The organism is Hoylesella shahii, assembly GCF_937990675.1.
GTDB classification, from domain to species: domain Bacteria; phylum Bacteroidota; class Bacteroidia; order Bacteroidales; family Bacteroidaceae; genus Prevotella; species Prevotella shahii.
This window is the reverse complement of sequence record NZ_CALKQY010000032.1, coordinates 1-17,335: the sequence shown is the minus strand read 5'-3', so window position 1 is coordinate 17,335 and position 17,335 is coordinate 1. Positions and strand designations below refer to the sequence as shown.

Genomic DNA, 17,335 nt, shown 5'->3' with positions numbered 1-17,335 from the left:
ATTATTTACTGTAAATTTGCAGCATCAAATAAAACAGGATAATAATTTTAGTATTCAGTTATAAATTAATCAATTAAGAGAGTATGAAAAAATATTTAGCAGAAATGATTGGCACAATGGTGCTAGTCTTGATGGGTTGCGGCGTTGCCGTAAGTTTAAACTGTTCGTCTAACTGCGCCGATGTGGCCAATGCCGGAACAGTTATTGGCACAGCATTAGCTTTTGGTTTATCGGTTGTGGCTATGGCCTATACCATTGGTGGCATTTCTGGTTGTCACATCAATCCCGCCATCACCCTTGGTGTGTTTCTTTCAGGACGCATGAGCGCTAAGGATTGCGGTATGTATATGGTATTCCAAGTTATTGGCGCGTTTCTAGGTGCTAGCATCCTTTACCTGTTGGTGTCTAGTGCAGGTGTGGAATTTGCTCAAGCAGGGGCAGGACTGGGTTCAAACAACTTGCAAGATGGCATTAGCGTTGCTGGTGGCTTGATTGCCGAGATTGTATTTACCTGTGTTTTTGTGCTTGTGGTTCTTGGTGCAACTTCTAAGACCAACGGTGCTACCAACAATTTTGCAGGCTTAGCTATTGGTTTGTCGCTGGTTTTGGTTCACCTGGTATGCATCCGTTACACCGGCACATCGGTTAATCCCGCCCGTTCAATTGGTCCTGCTTTCCTTGCACAATGTGCTGGTGGTCCTGTTTCGGCATTGAGCAACTTGTGGATTTTCATCGTTGGTCCTTTTGTAGGCGGCGCGTTGGCTAGTGTTATTTGGCGCGTTATCGAGCCTGCCAAGGTTGACGAATAAGTTTTTAACGATGCCTGTTTGCTCTCTTCGATAAGAAATGTAAGAGCTGTGGCAGCGAGCACCTTGTGGAGTTAGGTTTTATATACGCACAAAGTAAAGGCTTGTAGCACGAGCAAGGCATCAACAAACATATTTAAGCCATGTCAAGGCATGGAAACAAAAAAGATAGCATAGGCAAGCGCCGATGCTATCTTTTGCTTTATATGCACTAGAAACAAAATGCTCTATCAGCGCAACAGCGCCAAATGCAGGGGTTGAGTTCTGGTGTTAGGTGCAGCGTTGGGGCGTTGGTGTAGATGCAGAATGTAGCTCCCATGTTTAAGTTTATCTTATGCGTTTTAACCAGAAGCGATAAGTCTCAAGCTTGGGTAAGTATCTGTTAACACGTTGCACCTCCATCTTGTTTTTAGTAAGCCTTAACACCTTGTCTTTCCATACATGATGCGAACTCTTGCCGTTGCTCAGTTTATAGTTGAAGTGGGTGATAATGGTGTCGCCTTTAATTCTGAAGCGGCCCACCCCAAAGTCGGGCGCGCCCCATTCTCCATCCCATGCCACCACATATTCGGGCTCAATAACCTCGTAAAGATAGTAAAATATGTTGTTGGGAGTGAGTTTCCAACGAAATCTACGGTCGTCTTCAGTATAAATTTTTACATAGTCGTCTCTTTCTTCTTTAGGACCATGAATGCGTATGTATTTTGTAATCTCCCAAACGCCCAACAAGTTTTCGCGTGTGGGTGGGAGTGTGGGCTCTTCTTCCTCGTCGTGGCTGCAGGCGCAGAAACAAAGGATGCAAGAGAGCAAGATGAAGGCGGTAAAAAACTTTAATCTTTTCATTGTTTTGATGCAAATGATGGGGTTTAACAGTTGGTTATAAGACACTTTGTTGGCTCAATGTTTGCATGTTGGGCAGTCTTGCTCATGCTTGCAGTTGAATGCAGCGCCTTGTGTTTAAGGGCGTGTGCCCTTGAATAGGGCTGTAAAATTAGTGCTTTTCAGCACTATGGGTACGATATTGCGCGATAAAATATGGATATTAAGGTTCTTTTAATAGTTGTTTGTATTGGGCAAGATGGCAAAATATACCGCAAAACACTTGTATTTATGCCTATTGATGGCGTTTGGAAAAGGGTACGAATGCAATTAATGCATAAAAAAGATCGTAAAAATTTGGCTTGGCCATAAAAAAACACTACCTTTGCACCGCAAATTAGCGCCTGTGGCGAAATTGGTAGACGCGCTAGACTTAGGATCTAGTGTTTCGCGACGTGTAGGTTCGAGTCCTATCAGGCGCACAAAATATCCCAACTGCTTGTTTAAGTGGTTGGGATATTTTTTTTATTTCTCCTTTTATCTTTGGGGCTTTGGGCGAAAGGCGGTTGCCTGTTATATGTAATTACCTATGCGGAATGTGCAAAAGCATGTATTAGGGGTGTGAGCGCGTGGAGCGTACTGCGCCAATAACGGGAGGGGTAGTAGCACTAAATGCAGGCGTAAAGCCTCGCCAAGCACAGTACGATGCAGCTAAACTTAGGCCTTTAGTTCGATAAGAAAGGTGGTGCCAATGCCCACTTCCGAGCTTTTCACCATGATTTTGCCTTGATGATATTCTTCAACAATGCGTTTGGCAAGCGACAAACCCAGTCCCCAGCCACGTTTTTTTGTGGTGAAACCCGGTCGGAAAACGTTGCCAATATCCTTTTTGCGAATGCCCTTGCCCGTGTCTGAAATTTCGATAATCACCTTTTGCGCTGTTTTTTGCATAGACAAAGTGATGGTGCCAGGTTGTTCGCCGATGGCGTCGACAGCATTCTTACACAAGTTTTCGATAACCCATTCAAAGAGCGAAGCGTTGAGGTTAAGGATAATATCCTCGCTGGGAAACTGCGTAACGAGGTTAATACGCTTGGGTGTGCGCTTGTCGATGTAGTCTATTGCGTGCGCCATCACTTCGTTAAGACTAGCGGGTAGAGGTTCGGGTAGCGAGCCAATTTTAGAAAATCTGTCGGCAATAAGTTGCAGGCGTTTGATATCATTCTCCATTTCGGGTATCAAATCATCATCGGGGTGCGTTTCTTTTAGCACCTCGGTCCAGGCCATCAGGCTAGAAATAGGCGTACCCAGTTGGTGAGCAGTTTCTTTAGAAAGTCCCACCCACACTTTGTTTTGTTCGGCACGTTTAGAGGTTCGCAACGCCATCAAAGCCACCAGCACAAAAATTAGTCCTATTCCCAGTTGCACATAAGGGTAAATGGCCAGCCGTTGCAGCATGAGCGAGTCGGCATAACACACATAAATATATTCGTTTTTAGACGCATCGTTGAGCGAGATGCGCACAAATCGTCCTTCGGCAAGTAGTTGTTGCGCCATTGCGTTAACCTTTTTCACGCTGTCGGCATCTGATTGGCCACGCACATTAACATTGCGCGCCGACTGCACATGGCCTTTAGCATCGAGAACCACCACGGGAATGGAGTTGTTGTCGTTGATAACGCGCAACACCAGGTTGAGGTCGGTGTTTTCGTCGGCAAGGTTAAGCGTTCTCATTGCTTCGGCCCAAATTTCCATTTTGTGGCGTTCTTCGACCTCGAGGTCGCGTGTAAGCATGCGTGACACGGCAAGTGATGCCACAACAATAATCGTTGCCACCACCACAAGGATAATTTTTGTTTGCCTAATTCTGTCTGTCCATTGCATACTTTGATAACGCGCGTCTTATATATATATTGTGTAAGCGTGCCAACAGATGTCCATTATAGTGGAATAAGTTTGTGATTTGAGGTAGTAGAGGTGATGCCAAGTTGCAATTGAGCTACTAGAACGACAACCTTTGCATGAGCGTTGGGCGTAAATAGGACAGAAGAAAGGCAAAAAAAAGGCGGAAAAAGGCACGCTTCGGGCGCAAACAGATGAAGTATGGCGCTGTAAGCGGTTAGAAAATCCATGCAATCGCAGGCAGATTAGCCACGTTAACCCCTAGTTTTAGTGGCAAGAGGAGATAGAAAACGCCGTTTTCGGGTTCTTATCACCAACTTTTTACCCACAATTGAGAGGAAGAAGGCCAGAGAAAAGAAACAGATGGTTGTTCGTTTCAATCCCAAAATTTGTTCTTTTTTCTAGATTTTGAGTAATGAAGGCTATTGATTTTCTTTTTAATACGATTTTTTAGGTTATTTCACAAGTAGTGAAATAAAGCCGTGCAAATCGCTCATTTTGTAGGTTTTATGCGGTTTTTATGCTCTCTTTTACGGCTGTGTGCGGTCACAATTTGGCTTGATTCACGTCAAAAGTGGGCAAATGGTGATAAATAACATGTTTTTTTTCTTGGCTGTTTGCGCAAACAGATGTAACTTTGCATCGTAAAAAGAAAACCAATCACAATCAAGAAATGATTCGACATTGTGAGAAGTTTGAGAGAAAAGAATAAAGTAGGTGTTTAGTTAAGTATAAGATTGAAGATTGTTTAGTTGTTGGAGTGATCCAATTTGTTTAGGTAGATGGTATTACTTTTGAGAGGCATTTAGATTGTATTGGGACAAACATAGCCCATTGCAACTGAATGGGAGACGCTAGATAAGAAATACGAGACATGAAAACCTGCACAAGGTTAAGTCCGAGAGTATAAAATAATTCTGAAAGATTGATATAAAGGATAGTCATAGGTATTCAAGCATAGGTAAGAAAGAATTGAATAAAGGAAACATGTTAATGTATTAGACTAGATTAAAGGACAAAGATTGAGTATTTTTCAGGTAACAATACATATTTAGGTTAGGTATTGATAGGTAAGATTGATAATTTCAGGATTAATATAGGTAGTAGAAATCGAGGTAATAAATAGAGATTGTACTTTAAGTTAACAGACATTTACATTGATGGTTCAATAGGTTAGTTTGATAAGGTAAAAAGAGAAAGATGTTTAGATGACGCCCTCTTGCAGCACAAGCTGCATTGGGCAAAGCGGTGGGGATGGGATAACAAGATGTGCCCCCCGCCTTGCGGTAGTGAGAAGGCACAATGACTGTTTTCGCAACTGGTGTGCGGCATGTAATGAAGACTTAGCTTCATGGCAGCCGTTTATTTTTTGTCTTGAATTTTATTTACTTTGAGCCGTTTGTTGCTGTGTCGCGATATGCAGAAACGCCGTAAATGCTAACTTAAATAAGGAAATTGCATAGCCTTGATATGTATCAGCGTGTTTGTTTGTTGTTCAAGGTTTAGCGTTTTGAGAAACACTATCTATAAAAAAGTTATTTGGGCTGGAACTAAGATTGGTTTTAGCCAAGAATATTTTATCGAAAGACAGAGTGTTTTTCGGAATTTCTTCGTACTTTTGCCTCGAAGGCATGTGTACCATGCTTTCTTTGATTACCAGCATAGCCTTGTAATCTCAGGTTTTTACTAAAAACAAATGTTGCAACACGAACGTAACTCTTTGCAAAGCGGTTGTGTGCATGTATTATGAAATATAAGTTAAGCGTATAATGACAAGAAAAATAGCGTGCGGTTTGTTATTGCTGATATTAGCAACAATAGGCTTGAACAGTAAGACTAAGGTTGAGTTGACTCGATACCCTAGCTGGATTGTGGCTAAAATAGTAGACAGTAAGCCCGTGAAATTAACGACCGACTTCACCCATGTGTTGTCAAACAGTTCGACCACATACATTGGATACATCGGCAACAACTATCAAAAGTTTGATATAAGTTTGCAGAGCGTGCGCAAAAGCACTGCAAATCGTTACTCGGTGACTGGCGTTACGATGGTAAGAACCAACCGTTGCAACTTCCAGGGCACAATAGATGTGGTAGAGAATAGGCAGTTTAGCCATCCCACTTTTGGATTAGACAACTCGATGAAAGGGCAGTTTAAGCGCCGTGGCTGTACCATTGCCAAGTACAGATTTGCAGAAAATGCGCAACAAAAGGGTAGTGGCGTGTTTGTGGGATATCTGTTGTTCTACTGGTATGAGACAAATAAAGGAGAGATTGTTTACGACGATATCGACGACTTCTCGGATAGTTATTGCAACAATCAGTATGCTGGAACATGGCAAAGTTATGCCACAAAGAAGAGCAAACCCTGTGCTTGGGGGCAATATCGCGTGCCCAACAGTGGCGATTTGGATGTTGGAGCAGCCGAGTTCTCGGTTAATCCCAAGTACGCCCGCAATGGTTGGAGCAAGTAGTTTGCTGCTAAAAACGAATGGCTAAGAGTGGCTTGGCAACTAGGGTGCAACAAAACCACCCACTAGCGTGAGCCACAACAACGCCATAGGCATAGCACTGGCACAAAAAATTTACACATCAGGCCGTTCACAAAAAAGCAGTGTGGCTAACACCAACCAACAATGTTGGCATGTTTAATAAGAAAAAGAACGACGAATTGCTTGCCAGCATCAGGCAGGGAAAAACAATGACACAGCAAGAGATGGTGAGTCTTATCGTAGGACTTAGCATCCCTTCGATATTGGCACAAGTAACCACTGTGCTCATGTTTTATATTGATGCGGCCATGGTGGGCAAACTGGGTGCCGAAGCCTCAGCTTCAATCGGACTAGTTGAGTCGGCCACTTGGCTATTTGGTGGACTTTGTTCGGCCGTTTCGTTAGGCTTTTCGGTTCAAGTAGCCCACTTTATCGGAGCAAACGATTTTGTAAAGGCTCGTCAAGTGATGCGTCACGGACTCATTTCCACGCTTGTTTTCAGCCTTCTTGTTACGTTTTGCGCCTCGCTCATTGCCTTTAAGTTACCCATTTGGTTACGTGGAGGCGCCGACATATCCCACGATGCCTCCCTATATTTCCTTATTTATGCCCTTTCGGTGCCATTCTTGCAGTTAGGAATTTTTTCGTCTAACATGCTAAAGAGTGCGGGCAACATGCAGATACCCAGTATTATGAGCGTGATGATGTGCGTGTTGGATGTGGCATTTAATTATCTATTTATCTACGTTGTAGGGCTTGGCGTGCCAGGAGCAGCACTAGGCACAGTGCTTTCTATTGCCATTGTAGCCACTGTTGAGGCATGGTTTGCACTGTTTAGGTCGTCCATTCTAGCCCTTCGACTAGACAAAGGACGGTTTGTTTGGATGTGGGGCTATGTGCGAAAGGCCATAAAGATAAGCGCACCAATGGCCGTTCAGTATGTATTGATGAGCGGTGCGCATGTGGTTAGCACCTATATCGTGGCACCATTGGGCAATATAGCCATCTCGGCAAACACATTTGCTATCACCGCAGAGAGTCTTTGTTATATGCCCGGTTATGGTATAGGCGACGCCGCCACTACACTTGTGGGGCAGAGTATGGGCGCAGGACAATACCGTTTGTGTAGAACTTTTGCCAAGCTAACGATGATTATGGGTATGGCCGTTATGGCTTTGATGGGCGTTGTGATGTATGTGTTCGCCCCAGAGATGATTGCTTTGATGACACCAGTAGAAGAAATCACCACGTTAGGCACACAAGTGCTACGCATAGAAGCTTTTGCAGAACCCATGTTTGCTGCTGCCATCGTGGGTAACTGTATTTGTGTGGGAGCAGGCGACACGCTAAAACCCTCGCTCATCAACTTGTTTAGCATGTGGGGAGTGCGCTTGACGCTTGCTGCAGTGCTGGTACAATGGTATGGCTTGCAGGGTGTTTGGGTGGCTATGGCAGTGGAACTCACCATTCGCGGACTGCTTTTCCTTGCGCGTTTAAAGTGGAAAGCATGGCTCAAAGGCGAACCGCAGACCACTTAAGCACGCATAATAAAAGCCACGGAGGCAAAACAAAGTTGGCTTTTGCCGAAAATGATGCGTGATTTAATGTGCAAATCGCGCTGGTTTCAGTGTAAAATGCATTTTCAACAATTACGTTTCAACACCCTTTGTGATTTAAATCATCATTGAAAAGACAACATTCAATCATTTTTGCGCCATCCAAAAGAATGTTTTAGAACTCTAGTTACGTGTTGTTACTTCATTGCAATCTCTTCGTAAAACACAACATAAAGGGATGAATAGAAAGATGTAGTTATTTAGTAAAACCGTGAAAATGCTAACAAAGATGCAGAAAAAAGCAAATAGAGTGTACAAAATGGCATATTCGCACATGTTTCTAAGCATGTTTAATATAAAAGCATAAATTTATTTGCGTTGTTTTTATTCTTTATGTAATTTTGCTAGTTCGCTCTTTTTGATAAAGGGCAAATCAAATCATTGTCTTAGCGTGTGTTTAGCCAATTAACACCAATGCCCTACTGGCAATATGGTGTTGCTTTGGTTGGTTTTAGGGGGCGTATTGCTCATTTTGAGCATACTAACATTGAATTTTGAGGCTTCTCAAACCCCAATCGCTCATTGGATTCTAAACAGATTTTGTTTTATTGTCGGCACCTTGAATGGGCGAAACATGAGTATATACCGAATGGCATTACTCTTTTAGCCTGCAAAATGAGCTATTGGTCCTCTTTTACTTTGCAAAACGAGCTAGATGTCTAAATTATCAACAAATTAATATTTATTTTATTTTACATATTCACTCTGCTTTTTACTTCATTTTAGCACTAAAAGAGGTTAAAAAGTAGGTAAAAAGTTCCTTATTCTCACTTTATTCGTCTTTTGTTTTGTCTATTTTTGAGAACAAAACCTGCATTTTGCACCATTTTGCCATTCTAGTTTGGTTGTAAACTCTAAATTTCATAAGACCGATTTTACCCGTTTTGCTATGAAATGTCTACTTGTTTACGGATTTTTTGACCCTTTTTGGCCGCGTTTTCGATGGGTAGAGAAGGTTTTTCCTATTACTTTGCAGTGAATTTTTATGCTTATTGCCTTGTGTTTAGCACCACTTTGGCTTGCATTTTGCAGCAAAACACCTTGCATTTAGCAGCAAAACACCTTGCGTTTAGCAGCAAAATGCAATGCGTTTAGCACCAAAACACAATACGTTTAGCAGCAAAACGCACACCTTTTAGCCGTAAATAGCCCAATTACTGACACTAATTGAGAGTTTATACAAAGCGAATGTATATTTCTGCATTTACTCTTATCCCCCTTCTTGTCTCAAAACAAACCTTCGCGAGAATCGATTATTTGCAACGCGGTTTACGGTTGGTGAATAGAAGTAGCTCTTTTTATGTTAAATTCTAGGCTAAAAAATTTACAAAACTTTTATTTGGATTGCGCGCGCATAATCAATGGCTTGGAAAACGCACACACATACTACCGCCATCGCAAGCGGTTGCAGGGCATGCATAAGTAAAATATGCTCTAAATTTATTCTTACTTTGTGGTATTTTTTGAATATTTCGGGCGTTTTACCAGTTTTAATAAAAGCCTATCTATGCAACATCTTTCTATTTGTACAATATTTTTTTCGCAAAAACATTGCTTGTTCCAAAAGAATGATTAAATTTGCGGAAGAATGAGGAGCTTCAGTCCCTTAGAAACATTAATAACAAAGAAGTTAGACTGTTATGGGCATAAAATTTAATTTACTTATTCTTTTTATCGTTTCCAGTCTTTCGCTAAGCGCTCAGGAGGGTGCTTTCAATGCTGGTGTCCGCTTGGGCGGCGGTTACAGTGTCAACAGTCATGTAGACAAGATATTAGTGAGCGAGGATTATTACGCCAATTATTCGTTCGACAACAAAGGACTGTTCGTGCCAAGTGCCGAGCTGTTTTTCCTTTATAGGCAGCCTGCAAGCCTTTGGGGTGTTGAAGCAGGCATTGCCTATTATAACAAAACGGCGCGCGTTCGTTACGAGGACAAGAACGAATTGAACTACACGCTCTCCACCCGTTATCACCATCTGGGGCTTGCCGCTTATTTCAATCTCTATCCATTTAAGGCAAAAAACTCGCTGCACGTATCATTGGGCGGGCGAATTGGCGCAAACCTCTCTCCAAGCAATCTAACTTATACGGGTAACCAAGAGGATGCGAAGTTCTCGGCGTTGGGTTATCCCAACTTAAAAGAGACCGAAGGGATGCTCAAAGACAAACTCAAAGGTCGTCCCGATGCGGCATTGGGCGGCGGTATCGGCTATGACTTCCCATTCGGCATGACGCTCGACTTGCGCTATCATTACAGCCTGACCAACAGTATCAAGACCGAAACAAACACCTATAACTGGGTGGAACACGACAACCACAATCAGCAGATTGAACTGACGGTGGGCTATATGATTAATATCCGATAAGTTCTGACCTGGTTCTTATCCTTAGCCTCTTTCCCCTCTTTGCCAAGATAGGCATAAGATTTAGGCTTGGTTTTATTTCAACATATTTCATGTAAATAATAGAAAAGTGCCTATGGGCAATTCTACTCCCAATACCCGCCGTAATGTCATTAGCGGCATTGTTGCGTTAATCGTTATCCTCATTATCCTGTTGTGTTTACGACTTTGCAAACACGGCAAGGAGGAAGTGCCGACACCACAAGCAACCCCCTCGGCTTCTACCCCGCAAAACACTATGAAACAAGGCACGACAACAGTTTCGCCAAAAGCGTGTCATAGGGTTTCAATACCAAAGAGGAAAAGAAAGGTTATTGCCGCCTCTGCTCTTCAACCCGCAGAGAAAGTGGCTGTTATGGAAAAGAAAGCAGAACCTGCTGTTGTGCAAGAAACACCCAAAGAACAACCTAAGCAACAAACAGGCATAGAACCTGAATCTGACGGTGTGGTAATAGATACAGCGGAAATCATTCGCGAGTCCAAGCCGAGGCGTATTTTCTCGCACAAATGGTATTACCAAACCCGTATCGGCATTCGTTCTGGCGTGGGTTACAGCGTTATCGGTAATCTTGGTGCCTTAGTAGAAGACGGGGCCGTCCGTCCTCGTTATACGATGGACGAAAACGGTGCGTTTGTTCCCTCGATAGGCGTTTTTGCCCTTTGGCGGCACGACCGCCTTGGTATTGAATTGGCGGCAGACTACACGTGGCTATCTTCTACCTTAAAGGAACATAAGCAAATCGGCAACATCGACGAGAAGACGGTCTTTCGTTATCACGTCATCATGCCGCAGGTAGCCGCGCGAATCTACCTGCTGAGCGACCTTTATATGGGTGCTGGTGTGGGCATGTGCATCCCGCTCAATCCTGGTGGCATCGACTTTTCGAGCAATCGTGCAGCTCTATACGTTTCGGTGGACAAACTCACACAGGAACATTTAAGAGAAACATTTCGAGCGCGCTTGCACCTGATGCCCCTGCTCAAGATAGGCTACTCGTCGTTTAAGAACGGCATCGAAGCCAGCCTGCAATACGGTTACGGCTTTATGGACCTTATCAAGACGAACGAGAACCCTTACGGCTATCACAAAACCACGAACAACAGTCACCTGCTTTTGCTGACAGTGGGCTATACCATTCCCCTAACCAAACAGAAATGACGATGAAACAATCCGCACGCCATCTTACAAGCATACTTGTTTCGCTCTTGTGCGCCGTATCCATAACGACAAGTCGGGCACAAGCGCAGACCCAAGCGCAAGTTCTACCGAAACCGGAATGCCAAGCCCCTGGCGGAGTGGCAGGTTTTGTGAAATGGGCAAGCGGCAACGACAATACCCCTGTACGCCTTACCGGTGCTGGCGGCCTGACCTTTATCGGTGTAGGGAAAATACAGAAAGCGGGCGAACAGCTGCTATGGAATGTCAGCACACAAGCGGGAAAAACCGAACGTGTGCAGACCACGGCCCGCACCGCCAACCTTGCCAATGGCACGTTTATGAACTACACCGGGCGCGACACCTTGCCACAACTGCGCCTGTACGCTTATAGCACCTCATCTGCAAGCGGTACGCGCGGCACGCTCAATGTGGGTGGAACGACCAAAGAAAAACTTCCCATCAAGAGCCTAAAGAATGGCATGGAGGAATATGTGGTCTACGCCCGCGCCCTCACCGCCGCCGAACGCATGCGCGTGGAGAGTGCCCTCGCCCTTCGCCACGGCATCACCCTTGCCCATTCCTACCTCAATTCCAAAGGCCAAACCATCCGCAACTATTATCGGCTTAAAGCATACAACCACCGCGTTGCCGGCATCATCGGCGACGCCACCTCGAAACTCCACCGCACCACGGGCGAGAGTAGCGAGAACGAAGCCGTCGTCAAAGTATCTGCAAGCTCAATTAACGAAGGCGCAAGTTTCCTTTGGGGCGACAACGCCAAGCAACTCTCTTTCACTGCCGACAAAGGAAATGGGAAATGGATGCAGCGATGCTGGGCCGCCACAACGACAGGACAGTCCGCAGAACATCTCACCTTGACTTTCGACACACGAAGCATCCATCAACTGCAACCACTCGGAAAGGACGAGTATTACTATCTCGCCGTAGACAACAGCGGTACAGGTAAATTCCCCGTCGGGCAAATACGCTATTACAAAGCACAGGACAGCCATGCCGACAGCATCGTCTTTGCAGGCATTGCCACCGATGCGGGGGAAAGCATTTTTACGCTTCGTGTCGCTAAAGACTTCTTTGCAACCGTTGAAATAGCACGGCCCCACTGTTCCACAGCGCAAAAAGGACAGCTCAAAGTGCTTTTCACAGGCGGCACTGCTCCATATAATGTTACGATAAGCCTTGATGGGAAAGCATGTTACAGCCAATCCACAAGTGACAGCCTTATCACCGTGTCCGACCTGCAACAAGGCAAATACACGATTGCCGCCAAAGACCATACGGGTAAGACACTTTTGAATGAAATCATGGTTTCCAATGCCGACATGGCCGATGTGCCCGAGTTGCAGGACGTACGTTTCGCCCGCGGTGCATCTCGCGATTACCACCTTGACACCAAGGGCGATTACACCTGCCGATGGAAGAGCCCTAAGGGTAGATACCTGAGTGGCGAGAGCGTTACGCTGGACGAGGATGGAGCGTACATCCTCGAACTGACCAACGCCGAAGGTTGCTCCACCACCCGCACGCTAAACGTATCGACAATGGCCAAAGACGGTTTCGCACGCCACGACGTCTCCCCAAATCCCACCACCGACGGCAACGTTGATGTGCGCGTGGAAATGTCCGAGTCGCTCCCTCTTGAATTTAGGCTGTATTCCCCCGATGGCACCCTGTTGCAAAAGGAGACGCGCACAGCCGACACCTATCATGCCACCCGTTGCCATCTGCCTATGAATGGTACATACGTACTTGAGATGAGTTGTGGCGAGAGCAGACAAAGTGTCAAACTCATCAGGAAATAGGCGATAGGGATATATTTTATAAGGACAATAAAGTAAACGGTTTCCCATTAAACGGAATAGTCATAAAAACGAAGTTATGAACAAGTCGGTATGTTTTTCAGCGGTTATTTTAAGTGCGTTTCTGTTGTTTGTTTCTTGTAACGGCAACAGGAGAACTTCGCATATCAGCAATAAGCAAGAAATAAAGGAAGCTCATGTTTCGGATGCCAAAGAACAGAAAACGGGTAAAGACAATCAATCTTTACAGGTAAAGAAGTATGCACATACGGTAACGGGCACGAAAGAAATAGAAAGGGAAAAAGCAACAAGGACAAATAAAAGAAACCATGTGTCCAAGCATTTGCAAGATTTTCGCAAACGCACGGTAAGCAAATACTTCGCCGGCACCCTTGCAGACTCTCTGTCTGTGGGGCGCGCTGAGCTGAAAGTGCCCCATGGCAGTATGGAGCATGCAAAGATTTTGAGCATTACGCCACTTAGAAAGGGCGAGCTGCCCCACCTGCCCGCAGGCATGGTGAACGTAACGGCAGATAGGAGTAATCCTACCGTTGCCGCCAACTCGAAAGACAGCATCGCCGGTTACCGTTTCCTGCCACATGGCGAGCACTTCGTTCATTCGTTGGCAAGCATCACCGTGCCATACGATAGTACCCTTATCCCGCAGGGCTATACCGCCGAAGACATACACACTTACTACTACGACGAATTAAAAGCCCAATGGGTAATGTTGCGGCATAAGGTTTTGGATAAAGACCGAGAGCTGGTTGTGGCAGAGACCTCGCACTTTACCGACGTTATCAATGGTATCATCAAAGTTCCGGAAAATCCCGAGACGCAGAACTACGTACCCACGGGCATCAGCGAACTCAAAGCAGCCGACCCGAGTGCTGGCATCACAACAGTGAGCGCCCCCACCGCCAATCAAAGCGGAACGGCAGCATTAAGCTATCCCTTTGAACTGCCCAAAGGACGGGCGGGCATGCAGCCGAGCATCGGCTTGCAATACAGCAGCGATGGCGGTTCTTCTTATGTGGGTTACGGTTGGAGCCTTCCTCTGCAAAGCATCGATATCGAAACACGCTGGGGTGTGCCCCGTTTCGAGGCCGATAAGGAAAGCGAAAGCTACCTGCTCATGGGTAGTAAGCTCAACGACCGCACCTACCGCACAGCCGATGCACCTGCGAGAACCAAAGACAAACGCTTCTATCCGCTTGTCGAGGGTGGCTTTGCCAAGATTATCCGCAAGGGCGACAATCCGCAGAACTACACGTGGGAAGTAACCTCCAAAGACGGTACCGTGTCTTATTTCGGAGGCGTGGACGGTATGGTGGACGAAGGTGCCGTGCTCAAAGACAGCCAAGGCAACATCCTGCGCTGGGCACTCTGCAAAACACAAGACACCCACGGCAATTTTGTTTCTTACAAATACCTCAAAAAGGGAAATAATCTCTATCCCGATACCTACCGCTATACGGGTAGCAAAGATGAAGAGGGAATTCATAGTGTTAATTTTACTTATACGGCAACAGGACGTAAAGACATCACAAGCGGAGCAAGAATGGGTGTATTGCAATACGACTCGCTGTTGCTCAGAAAAGTATCTGTCTTTTATAAAGATGAACTGCTCAGAGCATACGACCTGAACTTCAAGGAAGGAGAATTTGGAAAAACGCTGCTTAAAAGTATCGACCAAAAAGACAGTAAAGATCAGCTTGTCGCCACACAAAGTTTCGACTATTACAATGATATCAAGAATGGCATGTTCGGTAAGGGAGATCAGTGGACGGCAGAACAAGACGATAGAGATGTCTATATTCGACAAATAGGACACAAGATAGACAAATGCAGCGATGAATTGACGATGCTGGGTGGCGGCTATTCGAAAGGAAAGACTTATGGCGGTGGCTTAATGGTGGGCTTTGGCGTTAGTATTGGTACAATGAATGTCGGTGCCTCTTACACCCAGTCAAAAAATAACAGTGTCGGAAAGAACGTACTCATAGATATTGATGGTGACGGACTCCCCGATAAGGTGTTCCAGTCGGGCGGAGGATTGCGTTATAGGAAAAACCTCTTCGGAACGACAGGTAAGAATGTTTTTGGAAAAAGTATTGCGATAAAGAACATCGGTGAGTTTTCACGAAGTACCAGCTGGAGCAAATCCGTTAATGCTGATGCAGCATTGGATATCATCGTATTCACTCCGGGTGTAAGTTACAGTAAGACATGGGATAATACGGAAACCCCCGTATATTTTTCCGACTTCAACAATGACGGACTGGTAGATATTGCCAAAAATGGTACGGTATGGTTCAACAAGATAGATGCGGAGGGAGTCCCTACTTTCACACCTTCAACAACTGGGACAGGCAATCCCATCATTGGGAAGAATGCTGAGATTGATAAGAATTTTATTCCCGATTATAAAGCCATCAGGGATTCGCTTGAAAAAGAATATCCTTTGCATGATGTGGTGCGTGTATGGTGTGCTCCGTTTAAGGGAACGGTTTCCATTTCTAGCAAGGTTGAGAAAACTACTACTTATGGCGATGGTATCATTTACAGCATCCAGAAAGAAAAGAACGTTTTAAAGAAAGACTCCATCCTCGGTGAAGGAATTAAACAGGATAATCTTACAGCGTCAGTCAACGCAGGTGACAGGATTTTCTTCCGACTTCAATCACGTTATTCGGGAGTTGCAGACAGCGTGGGATGGGCACCTCAGATAACTTATACCCAAATCATAGGCAATGCCTCTTCTTATTTGGGACAAGATTTTGCTCATTATGATGCTAAGGAAGACTTCTTGGAGGGAATGACCACAGGTTTGCCTTTACAGAAAGATGGGCGGGTTGAGATCAATGCTCCCTACAAAAAAGATAAGACCAATGATGATGTAACGCTTATTATAAAGAGAAAGGATGTTCATGGAGAAAGCGTCGTAGAAAAAAGAACTCTCCCTGCCAATGCCTCTGCTACGGGAGTATTGACACGTTCGTTAGACATATTGGAAAAAGACTCGGTACAGCTGAGTTTCGAGATACAGACGGTTGGTGTTTTGAATTGGAAGAAAGTGGAATGGACACCTACAATCAAGTATGCTTCCAATCCGGATACTGTTCGTGTCACACCGTTCAAACAGATGTATAATAAGCCACTTGTTATCAAAGCATCTAAACAGCTATCTGGAAATCTCGGTACAAGTACCAACTACGACCCAGGTATTACTCTTGTATCCAAATTGAAAGTCATCAGAAAAGATGCGGGAGAAGACAAGGATACGGCATCTGTTTGGATGCATATCAACCAGGAAGAAGGTACACTGTTATATAAACGCCATTATACCCTCAGCAAGGGCGCTACGCTCGTGGTAGACACAACAAAGATTACCGATGCAGCCTTACTTACAGAACTTTCCACAGGTAAATTGCAGGCAACTTTCAATATTCCCAACGAGCTTCAGTCAGTAGAAACGGCTGTGGTACAGATTCTTCGTGACTCTTTGGTTTATACAATCGATTCTGTAGGAGTGAAACATTTTGACCATAAAGAAAAGGTTCTGTTGGACACACTTGCCGCCTCTGTTTTTTCGGGTTACAACTCTTTGGAATTTGGCCATCTCTATAAGGGCTGGGGACAGTTTGGCTACAATGGAAATGGGGAATATGCAAATGAAGCCATTGATCCCGATGTTTTACAAATAAAGACGGATGATTACAAAGACATGGCAGATAAGTTCAAAAATAGCCATGACCCCAAAGACCTTGATGGATTGATGGAAACTAACAAGCAACGTTTCTTCATAATGGCCTATGATGTGGCCCGTAAGGTCTATGTCAGTGCAACCGACAGCGCCTATATCGGCAACTCCTTCCAGTGCTCTTCACGTATGGGTGAGAGCGAAATAAAGATAGATAGCATCCAATACGTTGCAGGTGAAGGACTCTCAGCTCCTGTATTGAAGACAAAAGCGACAGGAGAAGGCTTTGCTGTCAGTGCTGGTGCGGGTGTCGGTGTCGTCTCTTTTGGAGTAAGCGGAAGCAAAAGCTGGCAGACATCTTATACGAAAGTTGCCGCTATGGACATCAACGGCGACGGATATCCGGACTGGATTGATGAAAATGATGACCATATCCGTACACAATATACGGCACAGACAGGAACGCTCAGCAATTTGAGATTGGATAGCGATGTTCCGCTTCCCAAATTCGATTCGAATGCCTCTACCATTGGGGCTAATATCGAAGGTGCAGTAAAAGGAAAGGGTAAAGGAGCCATTGCAGTGAGTATTTCCCCAAAAGTTAAACCGAAACCGAGTA

The 17,335-nt window shown here is 44.9% G+C and carries 10 protein-coding genes and 1 tRNA gene; 9 read left to right on the top strand and 2 right to left on the bottom strand.

What is annotated here, in order from left to right; all coding sequences use genetic code 11:
- Positions 1–83: 83 nt before the first annotated feature.
- A complete protein-coding gene (locus QME03_RS05405) occupies positions 84–809 on the top strand; it encodes an MIP/aquaporin family protein (RefSeq protein WP_273115952.1) in 726 nt (241 codons plus the stop codon).
- Between the two features lie 324 nt (positions 810–1,133).
- Here QME03_RS05405 and QME03_RS05400 read toward each other — a convergent pair whose 3' ends face one another.
- Positions 1,134–1,649, bottom strand: a complete 516-nt coding sequence (locus tag QME03_RS05400) for a hypothetical protein (protein WP_281723710.1) — start codon at positions 1,647–1,649, stop codon at positions 1,134–1,136.
- Positions 1,650–1,841: 192 nt separating this feature from the next.
- Between QME03_RS05400 and QME03_RS05395 the strand changes: the two genes are divergently transcribed.
- Together QME03_RS05395 and QME03_RS05390 are read left to right on the top strand one after the other, a co-directional pair.
- Positions 1,842–1,997: a hypothetical protein gene (locus tag QME03_RS05395; protein WP_156932199.1), complete on the top strand. Its 156-nt coding sequence runs from the start codon at positions 1,842–1,844 to the stop codon at positions 1,995–1,997.
- A 28-nt stretch (positions 1,998–2,025) separates the two neighbouring features.
- Positions 2,026–2,107: transfer RNA gene (locus QME03_RS05390), tRNA-Leu, on the top strand.
- Between the two features lie 235 nt (positions 2,108–2,342).
- On the opposite strand, the gene QME03_RS05385 is transcribed toward QME03_RS05390, so the two are convergent.
- On the bottom strand, positions 2,343–3,509 hold the full coding sequence (locus QME03_RS05385; RefSeq protein WP_025816039.1) for a sensor histidine kinase: 1,167 nt from the start codon (positions 3,507–3,509) through the stop codon (positions 2,343–2,345).
- Positions 3,510–5,296: 1,787 nt separating this feature from the next.
- Between QME03_RS05385 and QME03_RS05380 the strand changes: the two genes are divergently transcribed.
- From QME03_RS05380 to QME03_RS05355, 6 genes are all read left to right on the top strand, one after another.
- Positions 5,297–6,001, top strand: a complete 705-nt coding sequence (locus QME03_RS05380; protein WP_281723709.1) for a hypothetical protein — start codon at positions 5,297–5,299, stop codon at positions 5,999–6,001.
- Positions 6,002–6,171: 170 nt separating this feature from the next.
- A complete protein-coding gene (locus tag QME03_RS05375; RefSeq protein ID WP_281723708.1) occupies positions 6,172–7,557 on the top strand; it encodes an MATE family efflux transporter in 1,386 nt (461 codons plus the stop codon).
- A gap of 1,718 nt (positions 7,558–9,275) precedes the next feature.
- Complete coding sequence (locus tag QME03_RS05370; protein ID WP_281723707.1) at positions 9,276–10,001, top strand: outer membrane beta-barrel protein; 726 nt, start codon at positions 9,276–9,278, stop codon at positions 9,999–10,001.
- A 382-nt stretch (positions 10,002–10,383) separates the two neighbouring features.
- Positions 10,384–11,196 (top strand): hypothetical protein, encoded by an 813-nt coding sequence (locus QME03_RS05365; RefSeq protein ID WP_281723706.1) that lies wholly within the window; start codon positions 10,384–10,386, stop codon positions 11,194–11,196.
- Positions 11,197–11,333: 137 nt separating this feature from the next.
- A complete protein-coding gene (locus QME03_RS05360) occupies positions 11,334–13,016 on the top strand; it encodes a T9SS type A sorting domain-containing protein (protein ID WP_281723705.1) in 1,683 nt (560 codons plus the stop codon).
- A gap of 76 nt (positions 13,017–13,092) precedes the next feature.
- On the top strand, positions 13,093–17,335 hold a 4,243-nt coding region (locus QME03_RS05355; RefSeq protein WP_281723704.1), incomplete at its 3' end, for a SpvB/TcaC N-terminal domain-containing protein.

Excerpts from the sequence above, each read along its gene's own strand:
- QME03_RS05405 (WP_273115952.1), top strand. The coding sequence starts at position 84 with ATGAAAAAATATTTAGCAGAAATGATTGGCACAATGGTGCTAGTCTTG.
- QME03_RS05400 (WP_281723710.1), bottom strand. The coding sequence starts at position 1,649 with ATGAAAAGATTAAAGTTTTTTACCGCCTTCATCTTGCTCTCTTGCATC.
- QME03_RS05395 (WP_156932199.1), top strand. The coding sequence starts at position 1,842 with ATGGATATTAAGGTTCTTTTAATAGTTGTTTGTATTGGGCAAGATGGC.
- QME03_RS05385 (WP_025816039.1), bottom strand. The coding sequence starts at position 3,509 with ATGCAATGGACAGACAGAATTAGGCAAACAAAAATTATCCTTGTGGTG.
- QME03_RS05380 (WP_281723709.1), top strand. The coding sequence starts at position 5,297 with ATGACAAGAAAAATAGCGTGCGGTTTGTTATTGCTGATATTAGCAACA.
- QME03_RS05375 (WP_281723708.1), top strand. The coding sequence starts at position 6,172 with ATGTTTAATAAGAAAAAGAACGACGAATTGCTTGCCAGCATCAGGCAG.
- QME03_RS05370 (WP_281723707.1), top strand. The coding sequence starts at position 9,276 with ATGGGCATAAAATTTAATTTACTTATTCTTTTTATCGTTTCCAGTCTT.